This is a genomic window from Pseudomonas sp. ADAK2 TE3594, assembly GCF_053628675.1.
Genome location: NZ_JBRJGV010000001.1, coordinates 6,371,372 through 6,397,473 on the forward strand (window position 1 = coordinate 6,371,372; position 26,102 = coordinate 6,397,473).

Annotated in this window: 20 protein-coding genes; 9 read left to right on the top strand and 11 right to left on the bottom strand. The window is 59.9% G+C overall.

Annotated elements, in window-relative coordinates; genetic code table 11:
- Position 1 precedes the first annotated feature (1 nt).
- The 3 genes from AB7M22_RS28710 to gpmI all read right to left on the bottom strand — a co-directional run bounded on the left by AB7M22_RS28710 (position 2) and on the right by gpmI (position 4,405).
- Positions 2-1,321, bottom strand: coding sequence for a S41 family peptidase (locus AB7M22_RS28710; RefSeq protein ID WP_454188516.1), 1,320 nt, complete (start codon positions 1,319-1,321; stop codon positions 2-4).
- A 31-nt stretch (positions 1,322-1,352) separates the two neighbouring features.
- A complete protein-coding gene (locus AB7M22_RS28715; RefSeq protein WP_454188517.1) occupies positions 1,353-2,645 on the bottom strand; it encodes a murein hydrolase activator EnvC family protein in 1,293 nt (430 codons plus the stop codon).
- Between the two features lie 230 nt (positions 2,646-2,875).
- Positions 2,876-4,405, bottom strand: coding sequence for a 2,3-bisphosphoglycerate-independent phosphoglycerate mutase (gene gpmI, locus AB7M22_RS28720; RefSeq protein WP_454188518.1), 1,530 nt, complete (start codon positions 4,403-4,405; stop codon positions 2,876-2,878).
- 154 nt (positions 4,406-4,559) lie between these two features.
- Between gpmI and AB7M22_RS28725 the strand changes: the two genes are divergently transcribed.
- From AB7M22_RS28725 to secB, 3 genes are read left to right on the top strand one after another with little or no spacing between them, the layout of a single operon-like run.
- Positions 4,560-4,973, top strand: a complete 414-nt coding sequence (locus AB7M22_RS28725) for a rhodanese-like domain-containing protein (RefSeq protein WP_008005327.1) — start codon at positions 4,560-4,562, stop codon at positions 4,971-4,973.
- Position 4,974: 1 nt separating this feature from the next.
- On the top strand, positions 4,975-5,229 hold the full coding sequence (grxC, locus tag AB7M22_RS28730; protein ID WP_007939440.1) for a glutaredoxin 3: 255 nt from the start codon (positions 4,975-4,977) through the stop codon (positions 5,227-5,229).
- A 55-nt stretch (positions 5,230-5,284) separates the two neighbouring features.
- Complete coding sequence (secB, locus tag AB7M22_RS28735; RefSeq protein WP_007949026.1) at positions 5,285-5,770, top strand: protein-export chaperone SecB; 486 nt, start codon at positions 5,285-5,287, stop codon at positions 5,768-5,770.
- Positions 5,771-5,878: 108 nt separating this feature from the next.
- Here secB and AB7M22_RS28740 read toward each other — a convergent pair whose 3' ends face one another.
- Entirely contained in the window at positions 5,879-6,334 is a 456-nt protein-coding gene (locus AB7M22_RS28740; RefSeq protein ID WP_008068783.1) for a tRNA (cytidine(34)-2'-O)-methyltransferase, read from the bottom strand.
- Here AB7M22_RS28740 and AB7M22_RS28745 point away from each other — a divergent pair.
- Entirely contained in the window at positions 6,333-6,773 is a 441-nt protein-coding gene (locus AB7M22_RS28745; RefSeq protein ID WP_454188519.1) for a hypothetical protein, read from the top strand. The genes AB7M22_RS28740 and AB7M22_RS28745 overlap by 2 nt on opposite strands.
- 629 nt (positions 6,774-7,402) lie before the next feature.
- Here the strand turns inward: AB7M22_RS28745 and ntrC are convergent.
- The 6 genes from ntrC to glnA form a co-directional block, all read right to left on the bottom strand.
- Entirely contained in the window at positions 7,403-8,839 is a 1,437-nt protein-coding gene (ntrC, locus tag AB7M22_RS28750) for a nitrogen regulation protein NR(I) (protein ID WP_007897405.1), read from the bottom strand.
- Entirely contained in the window at positions 8,836-9,921 is a 1,086-nt protein-coding gene (gene glnL, locus AB7M22_RS28755; protein WP_454188520.1) for a nitrogen regulation protein NR(II), read from the bottom strand. Before glnL ends, ntrC begins: the two co-directional genes overlap by 4 nt.
- Positions 9,922-10,337: 416 nt before the next feature.
- Positions 10,338-10,937: a DUF4124 domain-containing protein gene (locus tag AB7M22_RS28760; protein WP_454188521.1), complete on the bottom strand. Its 600-nt coding sequence runs from the start codon at positions 10,935-10,937 to the stop codon at positions 10,338-10,340.
- On the bottom strand, positions 10,934-11,449 hold the full coding sequence (locus AB7M22_RS28765; RefSeq protein WP_454188522.1) for a DUF4124 domain-containing protein: 516 nt from the start codon (positions 11,447-11,449) through the stop codon (positions 10,934-10,936). The genes AB7M22_RS28760 and AB7M22_RS28765 overlap by 4 nt, the downstream gene beginning before the upstream one ends.
- A 101-nt stretch (positions 11,450-11,550) precedes the next feature.
- Positions 11,551-12,099, bottom strand: a complete 549-nt coding sequence (locus AB7M22_RS28770; RefSeq protein WP_454188523.1) for a chorismate mutase — start codon at positions 12,097-12,099, stop codon at positions 11,551-11,553.
- Between the two features lie 135 nt (positions 12,100-12,234).
- A complete protein-coding gene (gene glnA / locus AB7M22_RS28775) occupies positions 12,235-13,641 on the bottom strand; it encodes a glutamate--ammonia ligase (RefSeq protein WP_007907861.1) in 1,407 nt (468 codons plus the stop codon).
- A 330-nt stretch (positions 13,642-13,971) separates the two neighbouring features.
- Here glnA and thiI point away from each other — a divergent pair, with 330 nt between their 5' ends.
- Together thiI and typA are read left to right on the top strand one after the other, a co-directional pair.
- The gene (thiI, locus tag AB7M22_RS28780) at positions 13,972-15,426 is read left to right on the top strand and encodes a tRNA uracil 4-sulfurtransferase ThiI (protein ID WP_008005335.1); all 1,455 of its coding nucleotides are present in this window, start codon (positions 13,972-13,974) and stop codon (positions 15,424-15,426) included.
- Between the two features lie 139 nt (positions 15,427-15,565).
- Positions 15,566-17,386: a translational GTPase TypA gene (gene typA / locus AB7M22_RS28785; RefSeq protein WP_007907857.1), complete on the top strand. Its 1,821-nt coding sequence runs from the start codon at positions 15,566-15,568 to the stop codon at positions 17,384-17,386.
- 216 nt (positions 17,387-17,602) lie between these two features.
- Here typA and AB7M22_RS28790 read toward each other — a convergent pair whose 3' ends face one another.
- On the bottom strand, positions 17,603-18,040 hold the full coding sequence (locus AB7M22_RS28790) for a YkgJ family cysteine cluster protein (RefSeq protein WP_008005123.1): 438 nt from the start codon (positions 18,038-18,040) through the stop codon (positions 17,603-17,605).
- A gap of 256 nt (positions 18,041-18,296) precedes the next feature.
- On the opposite strand from AB7M22_RS28790, the gene AB7M22_RS28795 reads away from it, so the two are divergent.
- The 3 genes from AB7M22_RS28795 to AB7M22_RS28805 all read left to right on the top strand — a co-directional run bounded on the left by AB7M22_RS28795 (position 18,297) and on the right by AB7M22_RS28805 (position 25,972).
- A complete protein-coding gene (locus tag AB7M22_RS28795; protein WP_454188524.1) occupies positions 18,297-20,747 on the top strand; it encodes a glycogen/starch/alpha-glucan phosphorylase in 2,451 nt (816 codons plus the stop codon).
- 273 nt (positions 20,748-21,020) lie between these two features.
- A complete protein-coding gene (locus tag AB7M22_RS28800) occupies positions 21,021-24,608 on the top strand; it encodes a DUF2339 domain-containing protein (protein ID WP_454188525.1) in 3,588 nt (1,195 codons plus the stop codon).
- A complete protein-coding gene (locus tag AB7M22_RS28805) occupies positions 24,605-25,972 on the top strand; it encodes a DUF3999 domain-containing protein (protein WP_454188526.1) in 1,368 nt (455 codons plus the stop codon). The genes AB7M22_RS28800 and AB7M22_RS28805 overlap by 4 nt, the downstream gene beginning before the upstream one ends.
- The last annotated feature ends 130 nt before the right edge of the window (positions 25,973-26,102 follow it).

Here is a 26,102-nt window from a genome sequence, read left to right on the forward strand (position 1 = left end):
CTCAGCGGCCGGAGGTGATGCTCAGCCCTTTGAGCAGGCTCAGGGCCTGGGCCAACTGGTAATCGTCATCCTGCGGCATGGCCTTGGCTTTGCCGGCGGAACCGGTCGGTTTGTCGGCGCCGCCGTTGCCATTGCCCAAGTGACCTTGCAGATCGGCTTCCTTGAAGTACTCGCCGTCCTGCTCGCTGGTGATCTTGGCCTTGCGCACTTCGATGTCCGGAACGATGCCCTGCGCCTGAATCGAGCGACCGTTCGGCGTGTAGTACAGCGCCGTGGTGATTTTCAGTGCGCGTTCGTTGTTCAGCGGCAACACGGTCTGGACCGAGCCTTTGCCGAAACTGGTGGTGCCCATGACCACTGCGCGTTTCTGATCCTGCAGGGCACCGGCGACAATTTCCGAGGCCGAGGCGCTGCCACCGTTGATCAGCACGACCATTGGCACGGCTTCGCTTTCGTCCTTGCCGGTGGCGGAGAAGCGCAGTTCGGAGTTGGCGATGCGGCCCTTGGTGTAGACGATCAGGCCCTTGGTGATGAAGTGGTCGACCACTTCCACCGCCGATTGCAGCACGCCGCCCGGGTTGTTACGCAAGTCGAGGACGATGCCGCTGAGCTTCTTGCCGTTGTCCTTGCGCAGCTTGGCCAGGGCCTTGGAGACCTCTTCGCCGGTCTTGACCTGGAACTGGGTGATGCGGATGTAGCCGTAGCCGGACTCCAGCAGCTGGCTCTTCACGCTCTTCACTTGAATGATGGCGCGGACCAGGGTCACGTCGAACGGCGCGCCGCCGTCGCGTACCAGGGTCAGGGTGATCTTCTGGCCGATCTTGCCGCGCATCTTGTCCACGGCTTCGGTCATGCTCTGGCCGCGAGTCGGCTGGCCGTTGATCTTGACGATGAAGTCGCCGGCCTGAATGCCGGCCTTGGAGGCCGGGGTGTCATCGATGGGCGAAACCACTTTGATGAAACCGTCTTCGGCGCCGACTTCGATGCCAAGGCCGCCGAATTCGCCGCTGGTGCTTTCCTGCAATTCAGCGAAGTCTTCAGGACCCAGGTACGCGGAGTGCGGGTCGAGGTTGCTGAGCATGCCCTTGATGGCGTTTTCCAGCAGGGTCTTGTCATCCACCGGTTCGACATAGGCTGCCTTGATCCGGTCCATGACTTCGGCAAAGGTGCGCAACTCGTCCAGCGGCAATGGCGCCTTGGTGGTCGCAGCGGTGCCGGCAGGCGCGACCGCCGGGGCCGGTTGGGCAGCAAACGCCAACGGCGCGCCGATCACCAGGGCAATCGTCAGGGCCAGCGAGGTAAGGCGGGACAAATACAGCATGTCGAACGAACTCCTGAAGTAGATGGCGTACTTATCCTTGCGCACGACACCATTGCGCCGGATCACTCGGGTGACCCTGCTGACGAATAGCGAAATACAGCGCTGGTGTGTCCTGCCCGCCACTGCTACCGACAGTGGAGATGGACTCACCGGCTTTTACCACGTCACCGGCAGACTTGAGCAGCGTCTGGTTGTGACCGTAAAGACTCAAAAAACCGTTGCCGTGGTCGAGGATCACCAGCAACCCGGCGCCTCGCAACCAATCGGCAAACACCACGCGGCCGCCGTGAACGGCATGCACCTGGCTGCCAGCGGAGGCGCTGATCATCACGCCGTCCCATTTGGTGCGGGCATCGTCGCCACGGCTTTCACCGAAGCGTGCGAGCAGTCGACCATCAACCGGCCATGGAAGTCTGCCTCGGGTAGAAGCAAAGGGGCCGCCAAAGGTTTCGCCTGAACTTGAAACCAGTGCGCCGGGTGTCGATTTAACGGTTTTGCGTGGGGCATCGGTGGCATCTGCTTCAGCCTGAGCCTCACGTAAACGCTTTTTTTCGGCTTCCTGCTGGGCGATCAGCGCTTTTTGCCGCGCCTCTTCTGCCTCTCGGGCCTGGCGGGCCAGGGTTTCTTCGATGGTTTTAAGGACTTTAGACAGGTCCGCCTGATCCTGCTCGCGTGCCGCCAGTTTCTGATCGCGAGCCTTTACGTCGTCATTGAGCTTGGCCAGGACTTGCTGACGCTCTTGGCGGACTTTGTCGAGTTCATCACGCTGGCTGTCGAGGCTGCTTTTCTGAACCAGCAATTGCGCCTGCTGCAGGCCGATGTCTTTTTCGACATTGGCCAGTTGGCGCAGGGTTTCGTTGAAATTCTTCAGCTGCTCCAGGCGGGCCTGGCTCAGGTAGTCGTAATAGGTGAGGGTGCGGGCGAATTTTTCCGGGTTCTGCTGATTGAGCAGCAGCTTCAGGTACTCCTGGCGGCCATTCTGATAGGCCGCTCGGGCCTGGATGGCGATCAGTCGTTGCTGTTCAATGCGCGCGCTCTGGAGTTTTTTTTTCTCGGTATCGAGTCGCTGCAGCTCGGATTCGCTTTTCTTCAGCTCTTTTTGCAGGGATTCGACCTGCTTCTCGAGCTTGCCCATCTCGGTTTCGGTGCCCTTGAGGTCTTTCTGCACTCCGGATTTTTCTTCCTGGAGTTTACCCAGCAGTTTCTTCAGCTCGGCAATGTCCTGACGCGTGGCGTCCAACTGTTGTTGGGTTTGCGTGCGCTCGTCGGCAAAGGCCGGTTGAAGCAGGCAAGTCAGGGCAAGGGCTATCAGGACGCGAAGCATAGAGGCGGGCGACACCAGGGAAAGGGACGGCCTAGTATGCCCGCCAAGCGCAGCAAAAAAAATGCCCAATTGGGGTTGTGTGATAACTGGACAAAAAAACACCGAAAACCAATGTGGGAGCGAGCCTGCTCGCGATGGCATCAGTACATTCAACAAAGATGTTGGCTGTCAGATTGCTATCGCGAGCAGGCTCGCTCCCACAGGGTTTTGGCGGTGTTTGATAGGGCGGGTTACACCAGAATCGATGTCCCGGTCATTTCCACAGGTTTCTCAAGCCCCAGCAACATCAGCATGGTCGGCGCCACATCCGCCAGCACGCCGCCATCACGCACCTTGAGATCACGCTTGCCGACATAGATGAACGGCACCGGCTCGGTGGTATGCGCAGTGTGCGCCTGGCCAGTGGATGCATCGGACATTTGCTCGACGTTGCCATGGTCGGCGGTAATCAGGGCTTCGCCGCCGACTTTTTCCAGCGCATCGACGATACGGCCGACGCACAGGTCCAGGCACTCGACCGCTTTGACTGCCGCGTCGAATACACCGCTATGGCCGACCATGTCGCCGTTGGCGTAGTTGACCACGATCACGTCGTAACGCTGGTTTTCAATGGCATCGACGATGCGGTCGGTGACTTCCGGAGCACTCATCTCGGGCTGCAAGTCATAGGTGGCGACCTTCGGCGACGGGATCAGGATGCGTTCTTCGCCCGGGAACGGTTCTTCGCGACCGCCAGAGAAGAAGAAAGTCACGTGGGCGTATTTCTCGGTTTCGGCGATGCGCAGCTGCGTCTTGCCGTTTTTCGCCAGGTAATCGCCCAGCACGTTGTCCAGGCTGCTCGCGGCGAAGGCCGATGGCGCGGGGATGCTGGCGGCGTATTGGGTCAGCATGACGAAACCGGCAAGTGCAGGCTGGCGAGCGCGCTCGAATTCCTTGAAATCGTCTTCGACGAACACGCGGGTCAGCTCGCGGGCACGGTCTGCGCGAAAGTTCATGAAGATCACGGCGTCGCCGTCTTCAACCTTGACCGGCTCACCGATGCTGGTGGCTTTGACGAATTCGTCGCTCTCACCACGTTCGTAAGCGGCTTGCAGGCCTTCCTGTGCGGTAGCGGCGTTGAACTCGCTGGCGCCATCGACAATCAGGTTGTAGGCCTGGGACACACGGTCCCAGCGGTTATCGCGGTCCATGGCGTAGTAGCGGCCGATGATGCTGGCGATCCGGCCTTTGCCGAGGGCTTCGAAGGTCGCGTCCAACAGCTCGATCGACGACTGGGCGCTTTTCGGTGGCGTATCACGGCCATCAAGGAAGGCGTGCAGGTAGATTTTTTCGGCGCCGCGCTTGTAGGCCAGTTCCGCCATGGCGACCAGGTGATCCTGGTGGCTATGAACGCCGCCATCGGACAGCAGACCCATGAAGTGCACGGCTTTGCCGGCAGCAACGGCTTTATCCACCGCGGCGCAGATGGTCGGGTTCTCGAAGAACTCGCCGTCGCGGATCGCTTTGGTCACACGCGTGAAGTCCTGATACACCACGCGGCCGGCGCCAAGGTTCATGTGGCCGACTTCGGAGTTGCCCATCTGGCCGTCCGGCAAGCCGACGTCCATGCCGCTGCCCGAGATCAGGCCGTTCGGCACGGTGGCCCACAGACGGTCCAGCACAGGCTTCTTCGCTGCAAAGATGGCGTTGGATTCAGGGCTCTCGCTGTGACCGAAGCCGTCGAGAATAATCAGGACCAAAGGTTTAGGCGTGGTAGTCATGGATTCCACTCGTGGCTGAGTTATAAAGAGGGCGATGGAAAAGGGAGTAGGAGTTTAAAGCGAAGTTCCGACGGCGTCACCGCCGGACGGGGTTTGGCCCACCATAGTGGCTGTGTATACTGGCCGACATTTTAACGCCCTGGAACCTCCTTCGATGGTTGCTCACCTGATTGAATTTGCCACTAACCACTATTTGCTTGTCGGTATCTTCGTCGTACTGCTGGCGTTGCTGATCGCTTATCAGATGCAAGGCGGCGGCCGCAGCCTGAGCACCGGTGAACTGACCGGGCTGGTCAACAAAGATGCAGGCGTGGTAATCGACATTCGTCCGACCAAGGATTTCACCGCTGGTCACATTGTTGGTGCGTTGAATATTCCTCACGACAAACTGACCGCTCGCGTCGGCGAACTGGAAAAGCACAAGGCCAAGACCATTATCCTGGTCGATGCCATGGGCCAGACGGCCGGCACTCATGCCCGCGAACTGATGAAAGCCGGCTTCACCGCCGCCAAGCTGTCCGGCGGTATTTCCAGCTGGAAAGCCGACAATCTGCCGCTGGTGAAGTGATATGAACAACGTCGTCGTCTATTCCAGCGATTACTGCCCTTATTGCTCGCGAGCCAAGTACCTGCTCGAGAACAAAGGCGTAGCCTTCGAAGAGATCAAGGTCGATGGCAAGCCGCAGGTGCGTGCAGCGATGGCTCAGAAGGCCGGGCGTACGTCCGTGCCGCAGATCTGGATCGGCAGCACCCACGTTGGCGGCTGTGATGATTTGTTTGCCCTGGAGCGCGCCGGCAAGCTCGACGCCATGCTCAAGGCCTGACTGCCTTACTTGAAATAGCCAACCCTACAAGACCCGAGATCAGAAAGGATCTGAGATGACTGACCAACAGAACACTGCAGCTAGCGAAGAAGAAACCGCACCGCAATTCTCCTTGCAGCGCATCTACGTACGTGACTTGTCCTTCGAAGCCCCGAAAAGCCCGGCGATCTTTCGCCAGCAGTGGGAGCCGAGCGTCGGTCTGGATCTGAACACTCGCCAGAAGGCTCTGGAAGGCGACTTCCACGAAGTCGTATTGACCCTGTCGGTTACCGTGAAAAACGGTGACGAAGTGGCGTTCATCGCTGAAGTGCAACAGGCCGGGATCTTCCTGATCAAGAACCTGGACGATGCTTCGATGAGCCACACCCTGGGTGCGTTCTGCCCGAACATCCTGTTCCCGTACGCTCGCGAAACCCTGGACAGCCTGGTGACCCGCGGTTCGTTCCCGGCCCTGATGCTGGCCCCGGTGAACTTCGACGCGCTGTACGCACAAGAGCTGCAACGCATGCAGGCGGCTGGCGAGACTCCAACCGTTCAGTAAGCTGCGCTGCTGAAAATCGCGGGCAAGCCCGCTCCCACAGGATTGTGCAAAACCTGTGGGAGCGGGCTTGCCCGCGATTGTTTCTGTCAGGCGAAAACGATCGTCGGGTTATTTGAACCCCAGCTGACGCCAGCCTTCATACACGGCGACGGCCACGGTGTTGGACAGGTTCAGGCTGCGACAGCCTTCGCGCATCGGCAAACGCAGGCGTTGTTCGCTGGGCAGGGCGTCGAGCACCTCGGCCGGCAAGCCACGGCTTTCCGGGCCGAACAGGAAGGCATCGCCCTCGGCGAAGCTGGCGTCGTGAAAGGGTCGCGAGCCCTTGGTGGTAAAGGCGAACAGCCGTGGATGACCGAGGCTTTCCAGACAGCTGGCGAGGTCTGCGTGGCGTTGCAGGGTGGCATACTCATGGTAATCGAGGCCGGCCCGGCGCAGACGCTTGTCGTCCATCTCGAAGCCCAGCGGTTCGATCAAATGCAGGTGGCAGCCACTGTTGGCGCACAGCCTGATAACGTTGCCGGTATTCGGCGGAATTTCTGGTTGGAAAAGGATGACGTGAAACATGCACGGCTCCGAAGGTAAAGATGACGGGCATTCTACGCCGCCAAAGGACCCTCGTTCGAAACTATTCCCGCGGGTGATGGCTTCGCTGGCAATTGTCGGGATGATGGTGGGCCTGATGATCGGTCGCCTGACTGCGCCCGACCCCAGCGTTTTGCAGCAGGTCGAGGTGACGAACGATGGGCTGGTGGTGTGGTTCAACAACGAACCCAAAACCCACGGCGAGCTGGTCGACGGCAGCGTGGCGCTGTTGTTCGAGGCTGAAGGCAAGGCGCAGAAAGGTCAGCTCAAGCTCAACGGCAAGGACGTGAACTGGCGAACGCGGTTGAGTGATGGGGGATTGTTGCTGACGGTGGTGGCGGCCCGGCCGCTGCAGGGCGAGTGGGCCGGTAGCGAGGTCGATGACCGCTGGCGGCTGGAGATCCATCTCCGAGAGCAATAAAAGAGGGAATCCCCGGCCTGCCTGTACCAAGGTCCCCAAAACGGGAGGGCTCGCGCATTGCGGCGTGAACCCGGTGTAAAGAGGGAATCCCCGGCCTGCCTGTACCAAGGTCCCCGAAACGGGATGGGCTCGCGCATTGCGGCGTGAGCCCGGTGTAAAGAGGGAGTCCCCGGCCTGCCTGTACCAAGGGCCCCAAAACGGGATGGGCTCGTCGCAGTTGCGGTATGAGCCCGGTGTAAAGAGGGGAATCCCCGGCCTGCCTGTACCAAGGTCCCCGAAACTGGGTAGTGAATCGAATCACTGATTGGACTATTGCAGGGGGCGTGCCAGTTTTTAACAAGTTGCAACAGAAAACCGTCGAGCAGCGCTGAAAGCCCCGTAATTCGGGGCTTTTGTGTTTCTGCGATATGGTTTTTCTTGCAGGTGGAGGCGGGGTTTTGGATCGATTGTCGTGCGCGATTGCGGTTCACGGTGCATTCAGGCGGTGCACGGTGGCGCCAAAAGCTTCGCGGGCAAGCCTCGCTCCTACAGGTTCGGTGTTGACCACCATTTGGGGTTCACACCAGACTTGTAGGAGCGAGGCTTGCCCGCGAATGGATTTAGAGAGCGACGAAGATTGAAAGCACTAACTAGCCCTCATCCCCCTCATCATCATCCCCACCATCAACCTTCATCCCCAATTCCTTGATCTTGCGGGTCAAGGTATTGCGGCCCCAGCCCAGCAAAACGGCAGCGTCACGGCGGCGGCCGGCGGTGTGTTTGAGGGCGGTCTCGATCATGATTCGCTCAAAAGCTGGCACGGCACTGTCAAGCAGGCTCGACTGACCGCGAGCCAGCGCCTGATCAGCCCACTGACGCAACGCTTGCTCCCAGTTGGTCACCGGCGCCGAGTCCTGCGGCAGGCTCAGCAGCTCCGGCGGCAGATCGCTGATGTGCACTTCGCGACCTGAAGCCATCACAGTGATCCAGCGGCAGGTATTCTCCAGCTGACGCACGTTGCCTGGCCACGGCAGGTTCTTCAGGTATTCCTCGGTTTCGCTTTTCAGCAGCTTCGGTTCCACCGCCAGTTCTTGCGCGGCGCGGCTGAGGAAGTGCTTGGCCAGGGTCGGGATGTCTTCGCGACGGTCCGACAGCCGTGGAATGTGGATGCGGATCACGTTGAGGCGGTGGAACAAGTCCTCACGGAATTTTCCGGCATGCACCAGGGTTTCCAGATTCTGGTGAGTCGCGGCGATGATTCGCACATCGACCTTCACCGGCACATGACCGCCGACGCGGTAGAACTCACCGTCCGCCAATACCCGCAGCAAGCGCGTCTGAGTGTCTGCCGGCATATCGCCGATTTCATCGAGGAACAGCGTGCCGCCGTCAGCCTGCTCAAAACGCCCGCGACGCAGGTTGGCCGCGCCGGTGAACGCGCCTTTCTCATGGCCGAACAGTTCGGATTCCATCAGGTCCTTGGGGATCGCCGCCATGTTCAGCGCAATGAACGGCGAAGCCGCACGCGGACTGTGACGGTGCAGCGCGTGTGCCACCAACTCTTTACCGGTACCGGATTCGCCGTTGATCAGCACAGTGATGTTGGAGTGGCTCAAGCGCCCGATGGCGCGAAACACTTCCTGCATCGCCGGTGCTTCACCGATGATTTCCGGGGTGCGGGTCAAGGCGACCGGGACTTCCAGGCCTTGCTGTTCCTGGGCGTGTTGGTTCGCGCGTTTGACCAGCGACACCGCTTCGTCAACGTCGAACGGTTTCGGCAGGTATTCAAATGCGCCGCCCTGATAGGACGCGACAGCGCTGTCCAGGTCGGAGTGCGCGGTCATGATGATCACTGGTAGCCGTGGGTGTTGTTCGCGAATCCGCGCCAGAAGGTCCAGGCCGCTGGCACCCGGCATGCGGATGTCGGAGATGATCACGTCCGGCTGCTGGCGCGCCAGGCGGCTCATCACGCCATCGGCGCTGTCGAAGCTTTGCGTGGTCATGCCTTCCTGCTGCAAGGCTTTTTCCAGGACCCAACGGATAGAACGGTCGTCATCGACGATCCACACGGTTTCACTACGGCTCATGTCGATGTGGCTCCTTGTTCCAGTGGCAGAAAGATCGAGAACGTGGTGTGGCCTGGATGGCTGTCACATTCGATCAGGCCCTGGTGCTGGCTGATGATGTTCTGGGTAATGGCCAGGCCCAGCCCGGTACCGTCCGGGCGGCCGCTGACCATGGGAAAGAAGATGGTTTCCTGCAGCTCGGCGGGGATCCCCGGGCCGTTGTCGATGATTTCGATCTTGGTCACCAGGCGATGGCGCACGTGGCCGATGGTGAACTGGCGCATGGCGCGAGTACGCAAGCTGATGCGGCCAAGGCGCAGCTCGTTCTGGCTGCTGATGGCCTGCATCGCGTTGCGCACAATGTTCAGGACGGCCTGAATCATCTGTTCGCGATCAATCAACACATCCGGAATGCTTGGGTCGTAGTCGCGCACCAAAGTGATGCAGCCCTGACTTTCGGCCTCTACCAACTGACCTACGCGCTCCAGCACTTCATGGACGTTGCACATGGCCAGTGACGGCAATTTGTTGGAGCCGAGCATGCGATCCACCAGATTGCGCAGGCGATCGGCTTCTTCAATGATGACGTTGGTGTAGTCGCGCAGGCTTTCTTCCGGCAATTCACGGGCGAGCAACTGAGCCGCGCCGCGAATCCCGCCGAGAGGGTTTTTGATTTCGTGGGCGAGACCGCGTACCAGCATCTTGCTGGTTTCTTGCTTCGACAGTTGCGCCTCTTCCTTGGTGATCCGCAGCAAGCGGTCACGCGGGTGAACCTCCAGCAACAGCAGCGTATCGCCATTGCTCAGGATCGGTGTCACGGCGTAGTCGACGGTCAGGGTCTGGCCGGTGAGGGCGGTGAGCATCGCTTCGCGCTTGGTGAACGGGTGCGCCTGCTCGACCGCCTGGCGCAGGGAGTTCAGCGCCTCGGTGGACTCGGTGAACAACTCACTGATGAACTGCCCATGGCTACGCTGGCCGCTGATGGCCAGCAGCATCTCCGCCGCCGGGTTCATGTACTCAAGGCGCAGTTCGGAGTCGAGCAGAATGGTTGCGGTGGTCAGGTTGTCGAGTAGCAAGCGGTGTAGTGCGTCGCTAATGGTCATCAGGACCTCTTTTGGAGCAGGGCATGCGCATGAATAACGCGCCGATACGAGGAAAATGCAAAAACCAAACCAAGGCTCCGAAAAGAAGCGTTTAGAGCCTGAAACAGGCGTTTGACGCTCATTTGCGTGGCGTTCTGCCAGCTTTTGCGGGTACTTTCGAACCAAAATGGGTTGTGTTGTGAGTACTGTGCACTCTATTGCACCAATATAGTGCGCAAACCTGAACTAAGTAAAAAGAAGCAGAGCCCGGGCCAAGTGCAGAACTGTGGCGAGCAACTTTGAGCGACGAGAATCCTGTGGGAGCGAGGCTTGCCCGCGAAGAATGCACCGCGGTTTTTCAGGTATTACGCGTCATCGTTCTTCGCGGGCAAGCCACGCTCCCACAGGTTCTATGTCTTAACTGGCCGGCGTTAGCGCTAAAAGAAGCTCTTTTCTTCTTCGGGTTTGTCTTTGAGGGGGCATTCCGGCCGTCGGCCGTAGTCGGTGAGGACGCAGGGTTTGACCTGACGTTTCTGCGCGAGGGAAATGCGCTGCATGTGGAAGGGTTGATTGGCCGTGCGTTCGACGGTACGGCCCTGTTCGTCGAGGATTTCCACCGACAGGTGATGGCTGCCGCGGTCGATGTTGCTCAGGGCGAACACCGGGCTCGGGCCGGGCTCGGCGGTGGGTTGGCCATCCAGCAGCAGACGATAGCGATGGCCCTGTTGCAGGCCGGGTTCGCTGGTAACGCTGACGATCAATTCACCGGCTGTGCTACGGATCGTGGCATCCGGGTCCGGCACCAGCACACGAAGCATGTCGTAATGAAACAGTGGTTTGGCTTTCGTGGCCGTCACTGGCGCGGCGCCGCTCGGGTTGGCCGACATTCGATTGCTGGTCGCCAGTGGCACACGCTTGGCATTGCGGGTGCCCGGCTGATCGGTGAAAACCCGATTGCCTTGGGCGTCGATGTAGGTAAAAACCTCGGCCATTGCCGGCAGGCTGATCAGGCACGCGACCAACAGCCAGAACCTCAAGGCTTATGCACCCGTTGTACGGTGAAGGTCACGGTGGGGCTCTGCTGCACGACGTTTTGTCCATCGATCACCTGAACCGCGAGGCGGTGTTCGCCACGGTCGATGTTCACCAGTTGCAGAATCGGCACGTTGCTCGGTTGGCCGTAGGGTTGATCGTCCAGCAACAGCCTCAATCGATGAGGGCCTTGCAGGCGCGGCTGGATCAATACGCTGACCGTGAACGTGCCGTTGTTGGCGCGCAGGACTTCTTCGGTGGGCAAGCCGGTCAGTTCCAGCACCTGATAGGCGCTGTTGGGCTGTTCACGGTTACTGGATTGCGCAGGTGCTACAGGCTCGCTCGGCGACTGACGCTCGACGCTGTTGAGCGGTGGCAACTCCACGGGTTGAGCCTTTACGCCATAGGGCGGTTGATTGCTGTACGCGGTGTTGCCGTTGGCGTCGGTGTATTTGTAGATCTGCGCGGCGGCGGGCAGGGCGATCAGCGCAAGCAGGCATAACAACAATGAGCGCATTGCAGGCTTCCATTGGCCGTTGGGCGAGTGTCCGGCCCTGTTCCGTTCTTGGCGACTAAGCGCTGAGCATAGAGCACTTCAGCGCACATCGGCAGGTCGGCTCAGCGGCTGGCGCTGCACAACTCAGCGGTGGCGCGTACCTGGGCAAGCTCACGCAATGGCGCGTGGGCGCCGGCTTTATTGGCCTTGGCCAGCCAGGATGGGCACTGCGGGTCGTTGCGATAAGGGCTGAAATCGGCCAGTTGTTGCAGCAGGCGTTTTTGTAACCGGTCAAGTTGCGGGCGGATCTGCCCGACGAGATCGGGGCGGGGATCGTTGGGTGCCTTGCCTTGGGCATGCCAGTCAGACAAGTGCGCGTATTGCACCAGTTTGTTGGCCTCGATCTGCGCCGAGAAGAACTGTTCGACGGCTTCGTTGCTCAATTTATAGGCAGGTGCCAGGGCGACAGCACCGGCAATGACTTCGCGCTCGCGCTGCCGGTCTTCGACAGGTTTGCCGCTGTCCCATTTGCTCAGCGCAACCTGATCGGCAATTGCCAGGCGTTCTTCGATGGTGCCAAGCAATGGGGCGAGGGCGGCAGGTGCCGGGCTGGCAAAAGCGCTGTTGGCCAGCAGGGCGGTGAGCAGGGCAAGGCATGGGCGTAGGCGCATGGGGGCATCTCGGCTTTATCGGATGAAGGCCATGATGCACGCAACCGGGCATCCGATGACAGACGGTCGCCCATAAAAAAGGCCTCCCGAAGGAGGCCTCTCTTTTGTCACGCCGCGTAGCGCGACGCTACCGGATCAGCAGCTGTAGTACAGCTCATATTCCAGTGGGTGTACGAAGGTACGAACCTTGATTTCTTCTTCGCTTTTCAGAGCGATGTAAGCGTCGATGAAGTCGTCGCTGAAAACGCCGCCTTTGGTCAGGAACGCACGACCTTTGTCCAGCTCTTCCAGGGCTTCTTTCAGGCTGCCGCAAACTTGTGGGATCTCTTTCGCCTCTTCAGGCGGCAGGTCGTACAGGTTTTTGTCAGCTGCGTCGCCAGGGTGGATCTTGTTCTGGATGCCGTCCAGGCCAGCCATCAACAGTGCAGCGAAGCCCAGGTACGGGTTAGCTGCCGGATCCGGGAAGCGAGCTTCGATACGGCGAGCGCGAGGGCTGGACACGTAAGGAATACGGATCGAAGCCGAACGGTTGCGAGCCGAGTAAGCCAGCATCACTGGAGCTTCGAAACCTGGGACCAGACGCTTGTAGGAGTTGGTCGACGGGTTGGTGAAGCCGTTCAGGGCCTTACCGTGCTTGATGATGCCGCCGATGAAGTACAGAGCTGTATCGGACAGGCCGGCATAGCCTTCGCCAGCGAAGGTGTTCTTGCCATCTTTGGCGATGGACAGGTGAACGTGCATACCCGAACCGTTGTCGCCGTACAGAGGCTTAGGCATGAAGGTCGCGGTGCGGCCGTATGCGTCAGCAACGTTGTGTACGCAGTACTTCAGGGTTTGAACTTCGTCAGCCTTGGCAACCAGGGTGTTGAACTTCACGCCGATTTCGTTCTGACCGGCAGTCGCCACTTCGTGGTGGTGAACTTCGATGACCAGGCCCATTTCTTCCATGGCGTTGCACATGGAGGTACGGATTTCGTGGTCGTGGTCGAACGGCGGAACAGGGAAGTAGCCGCCTTTGACGCCTGGACGGTGGCCTTTGTTGCCGCCTTCCACGTCCTGGTCGGACATCCACGAACCTTGTTCGGAGAAGATTTTGAACATCGAACCGGAGATGTCGGACTTGAACTTCACTTCGTCGAAGATGAAGAACTCAGGCTCTGGACCAACGAATACGGTGTCACCGATACCGGTCGACTTCAGGTATTCCTCGGCACGCTTGGCGATCGCACGTGGGTCACGGTCGTAGCCTTGCATGGTCGAAGGCTCGATCACGTCGCAAACCAGAATCAGGGTCGGCTCTTCGGTGAACGGGTCGAGAACGGCAGTGGAGTCGTCCGGCATCAGGATCATGTCGGAAGCTTCGATGCCTTTCCAGCCAGCGATGGAGGAACCGTCGAACATTTTGCCTTCTTCGAAGAAAGCTTCATCCAGCCCATCGCGAGCCGGCATGGTCACGTGGTGCTGAGTGCCTTTGGTGTCCGTGAAGCGCAGATCAATCCACTTGACGTCATGATCTTTGATGAGTTGAACCGACTTCGACATAGTGTCCTCCGGGTGGCTTCGGGCTTAGTAGTGGATGCCCTTAGAATGTGGGTGATGCCGGCGCGAATACTCTGCCATGGCAACCTGCCTCACAAGGGAGCAAATTGCATGCCAGTGCCCCACCATGGGTTTTTTGCCCCAATATCACGCTTATAAAGGTGCAATGCCTCAAAAAGCACAAAACCTCGCCCTGTAATGTAGCGTCGAAATCCATAAATGACCTGTTTTGGTGCGCGCAAAACCTTCTGCACATTAACTGGTTAAACCTTGAGCAATTTCCGCTATAATCCGCGCCCCCCTTTTTCGGCTGGCCCAGCGCGCGCTGTTTTCATGAAACTAATCGTAAAAGTCTTCCCCGAGATCACCATCAAGAGCCGCCCGGTACGGATGCGTTTCATCCGCCAGTTGGCTAAAAACATCCGTACCGTGCTCCGCGACCTGGACCCGGCTGTGGTGGTGAACGGTGTGTGGGACAATCTCGAGCTGGAAACCCGCGTCAGTGAGCCGAAAGCCCTGAAGGAGATGACCGAGCGCCTGAGCTGCATGCCGGGCATCGCGCATTTCCTGCAGGTCGATGAATACCCGTTGGGCGACTTCGATGACATCGTCGCCAAGTGCAAACAGCATTTTGGTGACGCCCTGGCCGGGAAGATCTTTTCGGTGCGTTGCAAACGTGCCGGCAAGCACGAATTCAGCTCCATGGACGTCGAGAAATACGTTGGCAGCCAACTGCGTCGTCAGTGCGGCGCCGCCGGAATCTCGCTGAAAGAGCCGGAAATCGAAGTCCGCATCGAAATTCGCGACAAACGGTTGTTCGTGATCCACAGCCAGCACAACAGCATCGGCGGTTATCCGCTGGGTGCCCTGGAACAGACGCTTGTACTGATGTCCGGTGGCTTCGACTCCACCGTCGCCGCCTACCAGATCATGCGCCGCGGGCTGATGAGCCATTTCTGCTTCTTCAATCTGGGCGGACGTGCCCACGAACTGGGCGTCATGGAAGTCGCGCACTTCATCTGGAAGAAGTACGGCAGCTCCCAACGCGTGTTATTTGTCAGTGTGCCTTTCGAGGAAGTACTGGGAGAAATTCTCGGGAAAGTCGATAACAGTCATATGGGCGTAGTTTTGAAGCGTATGATGTTGCGCGCTGCTTCCCGTATTGCCGATCGGCTGGAGATCGAAGCGCTGGTCACCGGCGAAGCGATTTCCCAGGTATCGAGCCAGACGTTGCCGAACCTGTCCGTGATCGACTGCGTGACCGACAAGCTGGTCTTGCGCCCGCTGATCGCCAGTCACAAGCAGGACATCATCGACCTGGCCAACGAAATCGGTACTGCCGATTTCGCCAAGCACATGCCGGAATACTGCGGGGTCATCTCGGTGAACCCAAAGACCCACGCCAAGCGTCCACGCGTGGAGCATGAAGAGAAAGAATTCGACATGGCGGTACTTGAGCGTGCGCTCGAGAACGCCAAACTGGTGCCGATCGATCGCGTGATCGACGAATTGGGCCAGGATTTGCAGATCGAAGAAGTCAGCGAAGCACTGGCGGGCCAGATCATCATCGACATCCGTCACCCGGATGCCGCTGAAGACGAGCCGCTGGAACTCGCTGGCATTGAGGTGCAGACGATGCCGTTTTATGCATTGAACGCTCGTTTCAAGGAACTGGACCCTACTCGCCAGTACCTGTTGTATTGCGACAAAGGCGTGATGAGTCGCCTGCATGCCCACCATTTGCTCAGTGAGGGGCATGCCAATGTGCGCGTTTATCGACCGAGCTAAGTGCCCGGGGCTGTTTGCCTGTGGCCTGCGTCACCGGCCCCCCGACGCCGCCGTCAAGCTGTAACGGCTTTGCCGGACTCTACTGTAAATCGCTGCCAAGACTTGTCAGCACACCGAATCCTCTGATCGAGATACACAAGTGATCGAAAATCTACGCAACATCGCCATCATTGCTCACGTTGACCATGGTAAAACCACCCTGGTAGACAAACTCTTGCGTCAATCCGGCACCCTGGAGCGCAACGAGCTCAACGACGAGCGCGTGATGGACTCCAACGACCAGGAGAAAGAGCGCGGTATTACCATTCTGGCGAAAAACACCGCCATCAACTGGAACGGCTACCACATCAACATCGTGGACACCCCGGGCCACGCCGACTTCGGCGGCGAAGTAGAACGCGTAATGTCGATGGTCGACTCCGTTCTGCTGCTGGTTGACGCTCAAGACGGCCCTATGCCGCAAACCCGTTTCGTGACCAAGAAGGCTTTCGAAGCCGGCCTGCGTCCAATCGTGGTCATCAACAAGGTTGACCGTCCAGGCGCGCGTCCGGACTGGGTTCTGGACCAGATCTTCGACCTGTTCGACAACCTCGGTGCTACCGAAGAACAGCTGGACTTCAAAGTCGTCTACGCCTCGGCCCTGAACGGCATTGCCGGTCTGGAACACACCGACATGGCTGAAGACATGACTCCGCTGTACCAGTCGATCGTCGACAACGTACCTGCGCCGAAAGTCGACCGTGACGGTCCGTTCCAGATGCAAATCTCCGCTCTGGACTACAACAGCTTCCTGGGTGTTATCGGCGTTGGCCGTATCGCTCGTGGTCGCATCAAGCCGAACACTCCGGTTGTGGCTATCGACGCCGACGGCAAGAAGCGTAACGGTCGTATCCTGAAGCTGATGGGTCACCACGGCCTGCACCGCATCGACGTTGAAGAAGCAGCTGCCGGCGACATCGTCTGCATCAGCGGCTTCGACCAGCTGTTCATCTCCGACACTCTGTGCGACCCACTGAACGTCGAAGCGATGAAGCCGCTGACCGTTGACGAGCCAACCGTTTCCATGACCTTCCAGGTAAACGACTCGCCTTTCTGCGGTAAAGAAGGCAAGTTCGTCACCAGCCGTAACATCAAGGAACGTCTGGACAAAGAACTGCTCTACAACGTTGCCCTGCGCGTTGAAGAAGGCGACACCGCCGACAAGTTCAAAGTCTCTGGCCGTGGTGAGCTGCACCTCTCGGTACTGATCGAAACCATGCGTCGCGAAGGCTTCGAAATGGGTGTTGGTCGTCCTGAAGTGATCATCCGCATGGTTGATGGCGTCAAGCACGAACCGTACGAAAACGTGACCATCGACCTGCCGGAAGAATCGCAAGGTTCGATCATGGAACAGATCGGTATCCGTAAAGGCGACCTGACCAACATGGTTCCGGATGGCAAGGGCCGTGTGCGCCTTGAGTACAACATCCCGGCTCGTGGCTTGATCGGTTTCCGTAACGAGTTCCTGACCCTGACCTCCGGTGCAGGCATCCTGACCTCGATCTTCGACCGTTACGACGTGATGAAGTCCGGCGACATGTCCGGCCGTCAGAATGGCGTGCTGGTTTCGGTTGCTACCGGTAAGGCTCTGACTTACTCGCTGGAAACCCTGCAAGCTCGCGGCAAACTGTTCCTGGGTCACGGTGAAGACGTGTACGAAGGTCAAATCGTCGGCATCAACAGCCGCGACAACGATCTGGGCGTCAACCCAACCAAAGGCAAGAAGCTCGACAACATGCGTGCTTCGGGTAAAGACGAAACCATCGCTCTGGTTCCGCCTATCCGCTTCACCCTGGAGCAGGCTCTGGAATTCGTTCAAGAAGACGAATTGTGCGAAGTCACTCCTAAGTCCATCCGTCTTCGCAAGAAGATCCTGGGCGAAAGCGAGCGTACCCGCGCTGCCAAGAAAGCTGGTAACTGAGTTTCGACTTAGTTAACGCTTAAAAAAACGCCCCCGACCGCAAGGTCGGGGGCGTTTTTGTTTGTCTGGGGTTTGTGCGGTGTCAGTTCGGGCCCCATCGCGGGCAAGCCCGCTCCTACAGTGATTTGTGGTGGTTACATAATCTGAGTTCGACGCCGAACCCTGTGGGAGCGGGCTTGCCCGCGATGAGGCCCCGTCAGGCAGCGGGATTCTGGATCAGAACTTGTCCAGCGTCCGCGGATTGTTCTCGCGCACCACTTCTTTTGGCTTGTACGCGCAATACCCCGGCCGCGGTCCGATCTTCGGGTGGTTGCGACAGGTGTCCGGGCGCTTATCATAAATAGTGCACAAACGGCTCTTACGATCCAGGTACAGGCAATCGTTGTTGCTCATGCGCTGAAGGGTGAAGATCTCGGACTTCTGGTTATAGCGCTCGACGATCCCTTCCTTTTGCAAACGCTTGGCGATGTTCTTCGGCGGATCGCCACGCTCGAACTCATCGACGATGCCGATACGGATCAGATCCTTGATCTTGACCTCGACCGGCAAGGTGCAGCAGCTGGACACGCAGGAACCGCACATCGGGGCAGAGTATTTTGCCCAGGTATCGAGGCGATCGATCTCCGCGGCGGCGATCAGGTTGGGCTTCATCATCGGTTGTTACCAGCGTGTGCATCAGGGCGCGCGATCATACCGGGACTGGTGGATTTTTGAACAACCTTTCGCCAGATTTTTTCGCTTGGCGCAAAATAATCCCTGTGTCCGGCACGGCCCCTGCATTGTTTCTGGCACGCGACTACGTAATGTCGACCTATCTCGCACTAACAGGAAAAACTGCCGAACCAGAGTCTCAATGGTCTGTCAGACCGACTAGGCTCAGACAACTTCACGCTCGCTCGAGGTCCTATCGATGACTCAAGAACCACTTGTTCGCGAAGCAGAGGTGGCCGCATTCCGCGACGCCGTCTTGACCAAGCTTACCTACGCGGTGGGCAAAGACCCGGATCACGCCTTCGACCACGACTGGTTCGAAGCCATCGCCCTGGCGGCGCGCGATCACATGGTCGAGCACTGGATGGACCACACCCGGCAGATCTACCGCAAAGGCCAGAAACGGGTTTATTACCTCTCCCTTGAATTCCTGATCGGCCGCTTGCTCTACGACAGCCTGAGCAACCTCGGCCTGCTCGATGTGGCCCGCGAGGCCATGACCGAACTTGGCGTGGACATCGAACGTATCCGTCTGCTGGAGCCTGATGCGGCACTGGGCAATGGAGGCCTCGGGCGTCTGGCGGCGTGCTTCATGGAAAGCATGTCGACCCTCGGCATCGCCGGCCACGGTTACGGCATTCGTTACGAACACGGTTTGTTCCGCCAGGCCATCGTCGACGGTTGGCAGCAGGAGCAGACCGAACACTGGCTGGATTTCGGCAACCCGTGGGAGTTCGAGCGGCCGGAGGTCGCCTACCCGATCGGCTTCGGCGGCAGTGTCGAAACCGTGACCGATGAGAACGGCAAATCCAGGCAAGTCTGGTCCCCGGCGGAAACCGTGCGGGCCATTGCCTATGACACCCCGGTGGTCGGTTGGCGCGGCGCGAGTGTCAACACGCTACGACTGTGGCGTGCCCGGGCCATGGAAGAGTTGCACCTGGAACGCTTCAATGCGGGCGACCACCTGGGCGCGGTAGCAGAAGTGGCCCGGGCCGAAAGTATCTCCCGCGTGCTCTACCCGGCGGACAGCACCGAGGCCGGCCAGGAGCTGCGTCTGCGTCAGGAATACTTCTTCGTCGCCGCGTCCCTGCAGGATTTGCTGCGCCGCCATCGCAACATGCACACCTCGGTGCTGACCCTGGGTGATCACGCGGCCATTCAACTTAACGACACTCACCCCTCGATTGCCGTGGCCGAGCTGATGCGTCAGTTGGTCGACGTTTATGACGTGGCGTGGGATGCGGCGTGGCAGGTCACCGTCGACACGCTTTCGTATACCAACCACACGTTGTTGCCGGAAGCGCTGGAAACCTGGCCGGTCGGTTTGATGGAGCGGATGCTGCCTCGGCACATGCAGATCATTTACTTGATCAACGCCCAGCACATCGACTCATTGCGGGCCAAGGGCGTTCACGATTTCGACGTGTTGCGTGCGGTCTCGTTGATCGAGGAGGACAACGGTCGTCGCGTGCGCATGGGCAACCTGGCATTCCTTGGTTCTCACAGCGTCAACGGCGTGTCCGGCCTGCACACGCAGCTGATGCGCAGCACGGTGTTCTCCGAACTGCATAAGCTCTACCCGGAGCGGATCAACAACAAGACCAACGGCATTACCTTCCGCCGCTGGCTCTACCAGGCCAACCCCGAGTTGACCTCGATGATGGTCGACGCCCTCGGCCCGGATCTGCTGGATAACCCCGAAGAGCGCCTGATAGGGCTGGAACCGTTTGCCGAGAAGACTGCATTCCGCAAACAGTTCGCCGAACAGCGCCTGCACAACAAGAAAGCCCTGGCGTACCTGATTCATGAGCGGCTGGGGATCGCGATCAACCCGGCGGCGATGTTTGATGTGCAGGTCAAGCGGATCCACGAATACAAACGTCAGTTGCTAAACCTGCTGCACACCGTTGCGCTGTATCAGGCGATTCGTGCCGAACCGGAAATCGACTGGGTGCCGCGGGTGAAAATCTTCGCCGGCAAGGCGGCAGCCAGTTATCACCAGGCCAAGCTGATCATCAAACTGACCAACGACATCGCCCGGGTGGTCAACAATGACCCGACCGTGCGTGGTTTGCTCAAAGTGGTGTTCTTGCCCAACTACAACGTCAGCCTGGCTGAAAGCATCATTCCGGCGGCGGATTTGTCGGAACAGATCTCCACTGCCGGTTTCGAAGCCTCAGGCACCAGCAACATGAAGTTCGGCCTCAACGGCGCGCTGACCATCGGCACCCTGGACGGGGCCAACGTGGAAATGTGCGAGCGCATCGGCGCGGAACACATGTTCATCTTCGGCCTCAGCGCTGAACAAGTGGAAGCGCGCAAGCTCAACCATGAGTTCAGCGCGGCGCCGGACATTGCCGCCTCTCATCGACTCAACGATGTGCTGCAAGCGATTCGCGGCGGGGTCTTCTCACCCGACGATCCGTCCCGTTACACCACGTTGATCGATTCGCTGGTGGACTATGACCGCTTCCTGGTCTGCGCCGATTTCGACGCCTACTGGAACGCTCAGATGCGCGTCGAGGCCCACTGGCACGACTCCAAAGAGTGGTGGCGCTCGGCGGTATTGAGCAGTGCACGGATGGGCTGGTTCTCGTCCGACCGGACCATTCGCGAGTACGCCACGGATATCTGGAAGGCACTGGAGTAACTTTTAGCAATAATTGCGAGTCAGGCCCGACGGTTGTTGGGCCGGACCGATATACTAAGCGCCGGTTACACCGGGCGGCAGGCATTGGCGTTCCATTGTGGGAGCGAGCCTGCTCGCGATAGCGCACTGACATTCAACATCAATGACTGAATGTCATGGCCCCATCGCGAGCAGGCTCGCTCCCACAGGTTTGTGTGGTTTTCACACTAGACTGAGCCTGACGCTGTATCGCCCGGATTCGCCCCGCCGCGGGGCCGCTTAGGGATATCGACCATGCAATGGATGTTCATGCTGATTGGGCTGCTGCTGGGCTGGCTAGTCGACGAGTCGTTCAGCGATGCGCTGTTGGGCGCTTTGCTCGGGCTGGGTATTGGCCAGGCCATTCGCATCGGCCGCTTGAGTACTCAAACCGCTGAGCAGCAACGCTTGCTCAATCAGGCGCAGGTTGCGCTGAATGCGGTCGAGCAGCGACTGGCATTGCTGGAAGTGTCGGGCGTCAAAACACCTGAAGCCAGTGAACCTGCGACTAGCGAACCGGTTCCATCCTCCGAAATCATTCTTGAGCAAGCCCCTGTCGCAGCCCCGGAGTTGATCTGGGAGCTGCCGCCTGAACTCGAACCCATCACAGCGGCCGCGGCCGAAGCCAGCCGTCCGCTACCCGATGATCCCTGGAAACCCGAGCCAGTCGCCCGCGAACCACAGCAGCCGGCGGCGCCTCGCGGCCCGAACTTCATCGAGCGCGCTATCAGCGGCGCGCGCAACTGGTTGTTCGGCGGTAATACCGTGTTGCGAGTTGGCGTGGTGCTGTTGTTCCTCGGCCTGGCCTTCCTGTTGCGCTACGCCACCGAAGGCATGGTTGTGCCAGTCGAGTTGCGTTACGCCGGTGTCGCGGCGGCGGCCTTGGGCCTGCTCGCGCTGGGCTGGTGGTTGCGTCTGCGCAACAGCAATTACGCGCTGATGCTGCAAGGCACCGGGATCGCGGTGTTGTACCTGACCGTATTTGCCGCGATGCGTCTGCATCCATTGCTCGACCCCACGGCTGCACTGGGGCTGCTGGTGGTGGTCACAGTATTCTCGGCGATTCTCGCCATTACCCAGAACGCATTAGGCTTGGCCGCCGCTGCTGCTCTGGGCGGTTTCGCCGCGCCGATCCTGACCTCCACCGGCGCGGGCAACCACGTCGCATTGTTCAGCTACTTTGCCTTGCTCAACGCCGGCATCCTCGCCATCGCATGGTTCAAGGCCTGGCGGCTGCTCAACCTGATCGGTTTTGTCGGCACCTTCGGCATCGGGTTTGCCTGGGGCCTGCGTTCCTACAAGCCTGAACTGCTGTGGAGCACCGAGCCATTCCTGATCCTGTTTTTCCTGATGTACCTGGCCATCGGTCTGTTGTTCGCCCGGCGCAAACTGCTGGAGATGAGCGATGCGCCCGAGGACGACAGCCGCGATGCACTGTTGCACTGGTCGGCGCGCAAGGGTGATTACGTCGACGGCACCATGCTGTTCGCGCCACCGCTGGTGGGTTTCGGTTTGCAGTTCGCGCTGGTGGAGCATCTGGAATTTGCCGCCGCCTTCAGCGCCTTGGCACTGGGCATGATTTACATGGGCCTGGCCCGGTTGCTGATGGGCGGTCGAGCACTGTTGTTGGCGGAAACCTGTCTGGCACTTGGCGTGATCTTCGCCAGCCTGGCAATTCCGCTGGGGCTCGATGCGCGTTGGACCGCAGCCGCCTGGGCGGTGGAAGGCGCGGGGATTTTCTGGCTCGGCCTGCGTCAACAACGACCGCTGGCGCGAGCCTTTGCCTTGCTGCTGCAGTTGGGCTCGGCACTGGCCTTTCTCAGTGAGCTGCGGACCGGTGAGAGCAGCCTGCTCGATGGCGCACCATTGGGGGCGTTGATGCTCGGTGTGGCGCTGCTGTTCAGCTTCTACCAATTACGCAAAGCGTTGCCTGAACAGGCGTCGCAGTGGGAGCGCCAAGCGCTACCGGTGCTGGCCTGCCTGGGGTTGACGTTCCTCTATCTGCTGGCACCGCTGTTCTTCTTCACTCATGGCACGGCGATCAGTTGGGCGCTGGCCGGGTTGGCGACGCTGTTCGTCGGCCTGCGCCTGCAATCGCGAACCTTCCTGTTCACCGCGTTCGCCGTACAACTGCTCGGTGGTGCGTTGTTCCTGTTGCGGCTGCAAGGGGCGGGCGGTGAGTCGGCTGCGGTGTTCAGCGCCGGTTGGAGCGGTTTGCTCAGCGCGTCCCTGATCGGGTTGGCGTTGATCGCCGGGATGTTGCTGGCGGCCCGCGACGAAATGGTGCGCAGTGATGTGCGTTTGCTGCGCGGCTTGTCAGTGGTGTTGCTGGCCGGTCTGGTGCTGATCAACCTCGCGGTGCTGTTCGTGTTGCCATGGCAAACCGCGAGCGCGGTGTGGGCCGCCAGTGGTTTGTTCATCATCTGGCTGAGCCTGTACCTGAAGCAGCGCGTGAGTTTTGTCTTTGGTCTGCTGTTGCAGGTGATCGGCGGCGCGGCGTTCCTGTTCGCCGGGCCAGACCTGCTCGGGCCGCTGCTCAGCGAAGGGTTGCGGCCGCTGGCGCACAGCGGTTTCTGGACGCCGCTGGTGCTGGGGCTGGCCGCATTCGTCGGGGCCTGGCGTTTGCAGCTGGGCAACCATGCCTCGGCCTTCGATGGGTTGAGCCTGCAGCGCTTGTCCGAAGTATTGCTGGTGTGGGGCGCGGGTTGGTGGGCGCTGGGGTGGGTCAGCGAAGTGCTGCGCTTTGCGCCGTTGAATCTGCAAGCCACCTTGTTGCTGGTCGTCGCCGCCGTGAGTGTCGCGCTGTGGACGTTGTTGGCGCTGCGCCTGAAGTGGTCGTCGCTGGGTTTGCTCTGCACCTTGCTGATTCCGGCCGCCGGTCTGGTGCTGCTCGCGGCCTGGCATTCGCGTTATCACCCGGCCGCCAACTTCGGCTGGCTGGTTTGGGCTGCGGTGTTCGTCGTGCATTTCATCTCCCTGCGGCGTCTGGCGCCGACGCTGCCCGCAACAGCCCTGAGCACCGCCCATGTGCTCGGCTGCTGGTTGTTGATCGGCGTATTGGCCCTGGAGCTGCGTTACGGTCTGCTGCTGTTGTCGGAGCAGTACAACGCCTGGCGCTGGCTGGGCTGGGCGATTCTGCCGAGCCTGTATCTGGTGCTGATGGCTGCACCGCGTGCATGGCCATGGCCGGTATCGGAGTATTCCCGCGAGTACCGGCTCTATGCCGCTGCGCCATTGGCGTTGTTGATGCTCGGCTGGTTCTGGCTGGCGAACATCGCCAGTGACGGCACCGCCGAGCCACTGCCGTATGTGCCGCTGATTAACCCGCTGGAGCTGGGCCTGTTGTTTGCCCTGTTCGGCGTTTACGTCTGGTCTCGCAGCGCCGTGACGCAACTGGCGATTCGCAAGGAGTACGCCGATAACGCCACGCAAGTGATTGCCGGGGTTTCGCTGTTCGTCTTCTTCACCGCGTTGGTGATGCGCGCGGCTCACCATTGGGGTGGCGTGCCGTTCGCGCTGGATCTGCTGCTTGAATCAATGCTGGTGCAGGCGGGCCTGTCTATTGTCTGGACCCTGATGGCCCTGAGTCTGATGATCGGTGGGCATCTGCGTCATCGGCGCGAAGTCTGGCTGATCGGCGCGGCACTGATCGCGCTGGTGGTCGCCAAGTTGTTCTTCGTTGAATTGAGTAACCGTGGCGGGCTGGCGCGGATCGTGTCGTTTATCGGCGTTGGCGTGTTGCTGTTGGTGGTGGGCTATTTCGCTCCGTTGCCACCCAAGCGTGCCGAGGCTGTGCCGGATATTGAAAAACCGGCCCCTGAAACCGAAGGAGTGTCGTCTTGAGTCAGAAGCTGAACCTGGGCTGGTGGGGTGCTGTTGTACTGGGCGTGACACTATCGGCCGGCGCGCAGGAAAAACCGGCGGACTTTGCCGCGCAGGTGCCGTTGTCGGTGAGTGGCGAAGGCCCGTGGTATCGCCTGGAATTACCCTTGAGCGTGCAATTGAAGGCGCGACAAACCGATCTCAGCGATCTACGCGTGTTCAACGCCGCTGGTGAGCCTCAGGCTTATGCCCTGGCCCGGGAACCTGCGCAGACCCGCGAAAACCGCACGCTGAACGATGTGAAGTGGTTCCCGTTGTACAACTCGGCGGATGCCACCGAACGTGCGCCGAGTGTGCGCGTGCAATCGAACACCAACGGCACATTGATCGAAGTGCAGCCGTCCAGCCAGTTGGAGGCGGGCGAAGAAGAGCTGCGCGGCTGGTTACTCGATGCCAGCCGCATCAAGGCGCCGTTACAGCAATTGATCCTCGATTGGACCAGCGATCGCGACGGTTTCCAGCGTTTCAGCATTGAAGCCAGCGACGACTTGCAGCATTGGCAGTCGTGGGGCGAAGGGCAGGTGGCGCGCCTGACGTTTGCCGACGAACGGGTCGAGCAGCATGAAGTCGGCCTGCCGGGGCAATCGGCGCGTTACTTGCGCTTGCTGTGGAGTTCACCGCAATCGGCGCCAGTGCTGACGTCGGCGCAACTGGAAAGCACCAACCCGCGCACCTTGCCGCTGCCGTTGGTCTGGTCGCAACCGTTGGCTGGCACCAGCGTGAAGGCCGGTGAGTACATCTGGCAATTGCCGATGGGATTGAACGTCCAGCGCTTGCAGATCGAGCTGAATCAACCCAACAGCCTGGCACCGGTGACGTTGTCGGGGCGTAGGGAAACCAGCCTGCCGTGGCAAACGCTGACCAGCGGTTTGCTCTACCGCCTGACCCAGAATGGCCAGGACGTGGTGCAGAACGAATTGCAGCTGCCGGGCCAGACCGTGCAGCAATTGAAGCTGACGGTGGATGAACGCGGCGGTGGCCTGGGCGCCGAAGCGCCGACCGTCCGATTTGCCGTGCGCTCCACGCAACTGGTGTTCCTGGCGCGCGGCGCCGGGCCTTATACGTTGGCGCTGGGGAGTGCGACGGTGAAGGCGGCGAGCCTGCCGTTGTCGACGCTGATTCCGGATTACAGCGCTGCGAAGCTGGCGGCGTTGGGCAAGGCGACGGTGGAGGGTGGGGTCGTGGTGACGTCGGCGGCGACCGTGCCAACGGTGGCGAACACGAACTGGAAGAAATTCGGGTTGTGGGCGGTGCTGTTGCTCAGCGTGCTGGTTCTGGGGGCCATGGCGTTCAGCTTGCTGCGCAAGCCACCCGTCAAATCCTAGGCTGGCGCTTCGCGCCAGCTCGCGGGCAAGCCTCGCTCTTGTAGGAGCGAGGCTTGCCCGCGAAGGCGTCCTTCCTGCCACCAAAAATATTGAAACTGCCGCCAATCGCGGCCCCATTTCGAACTACGCT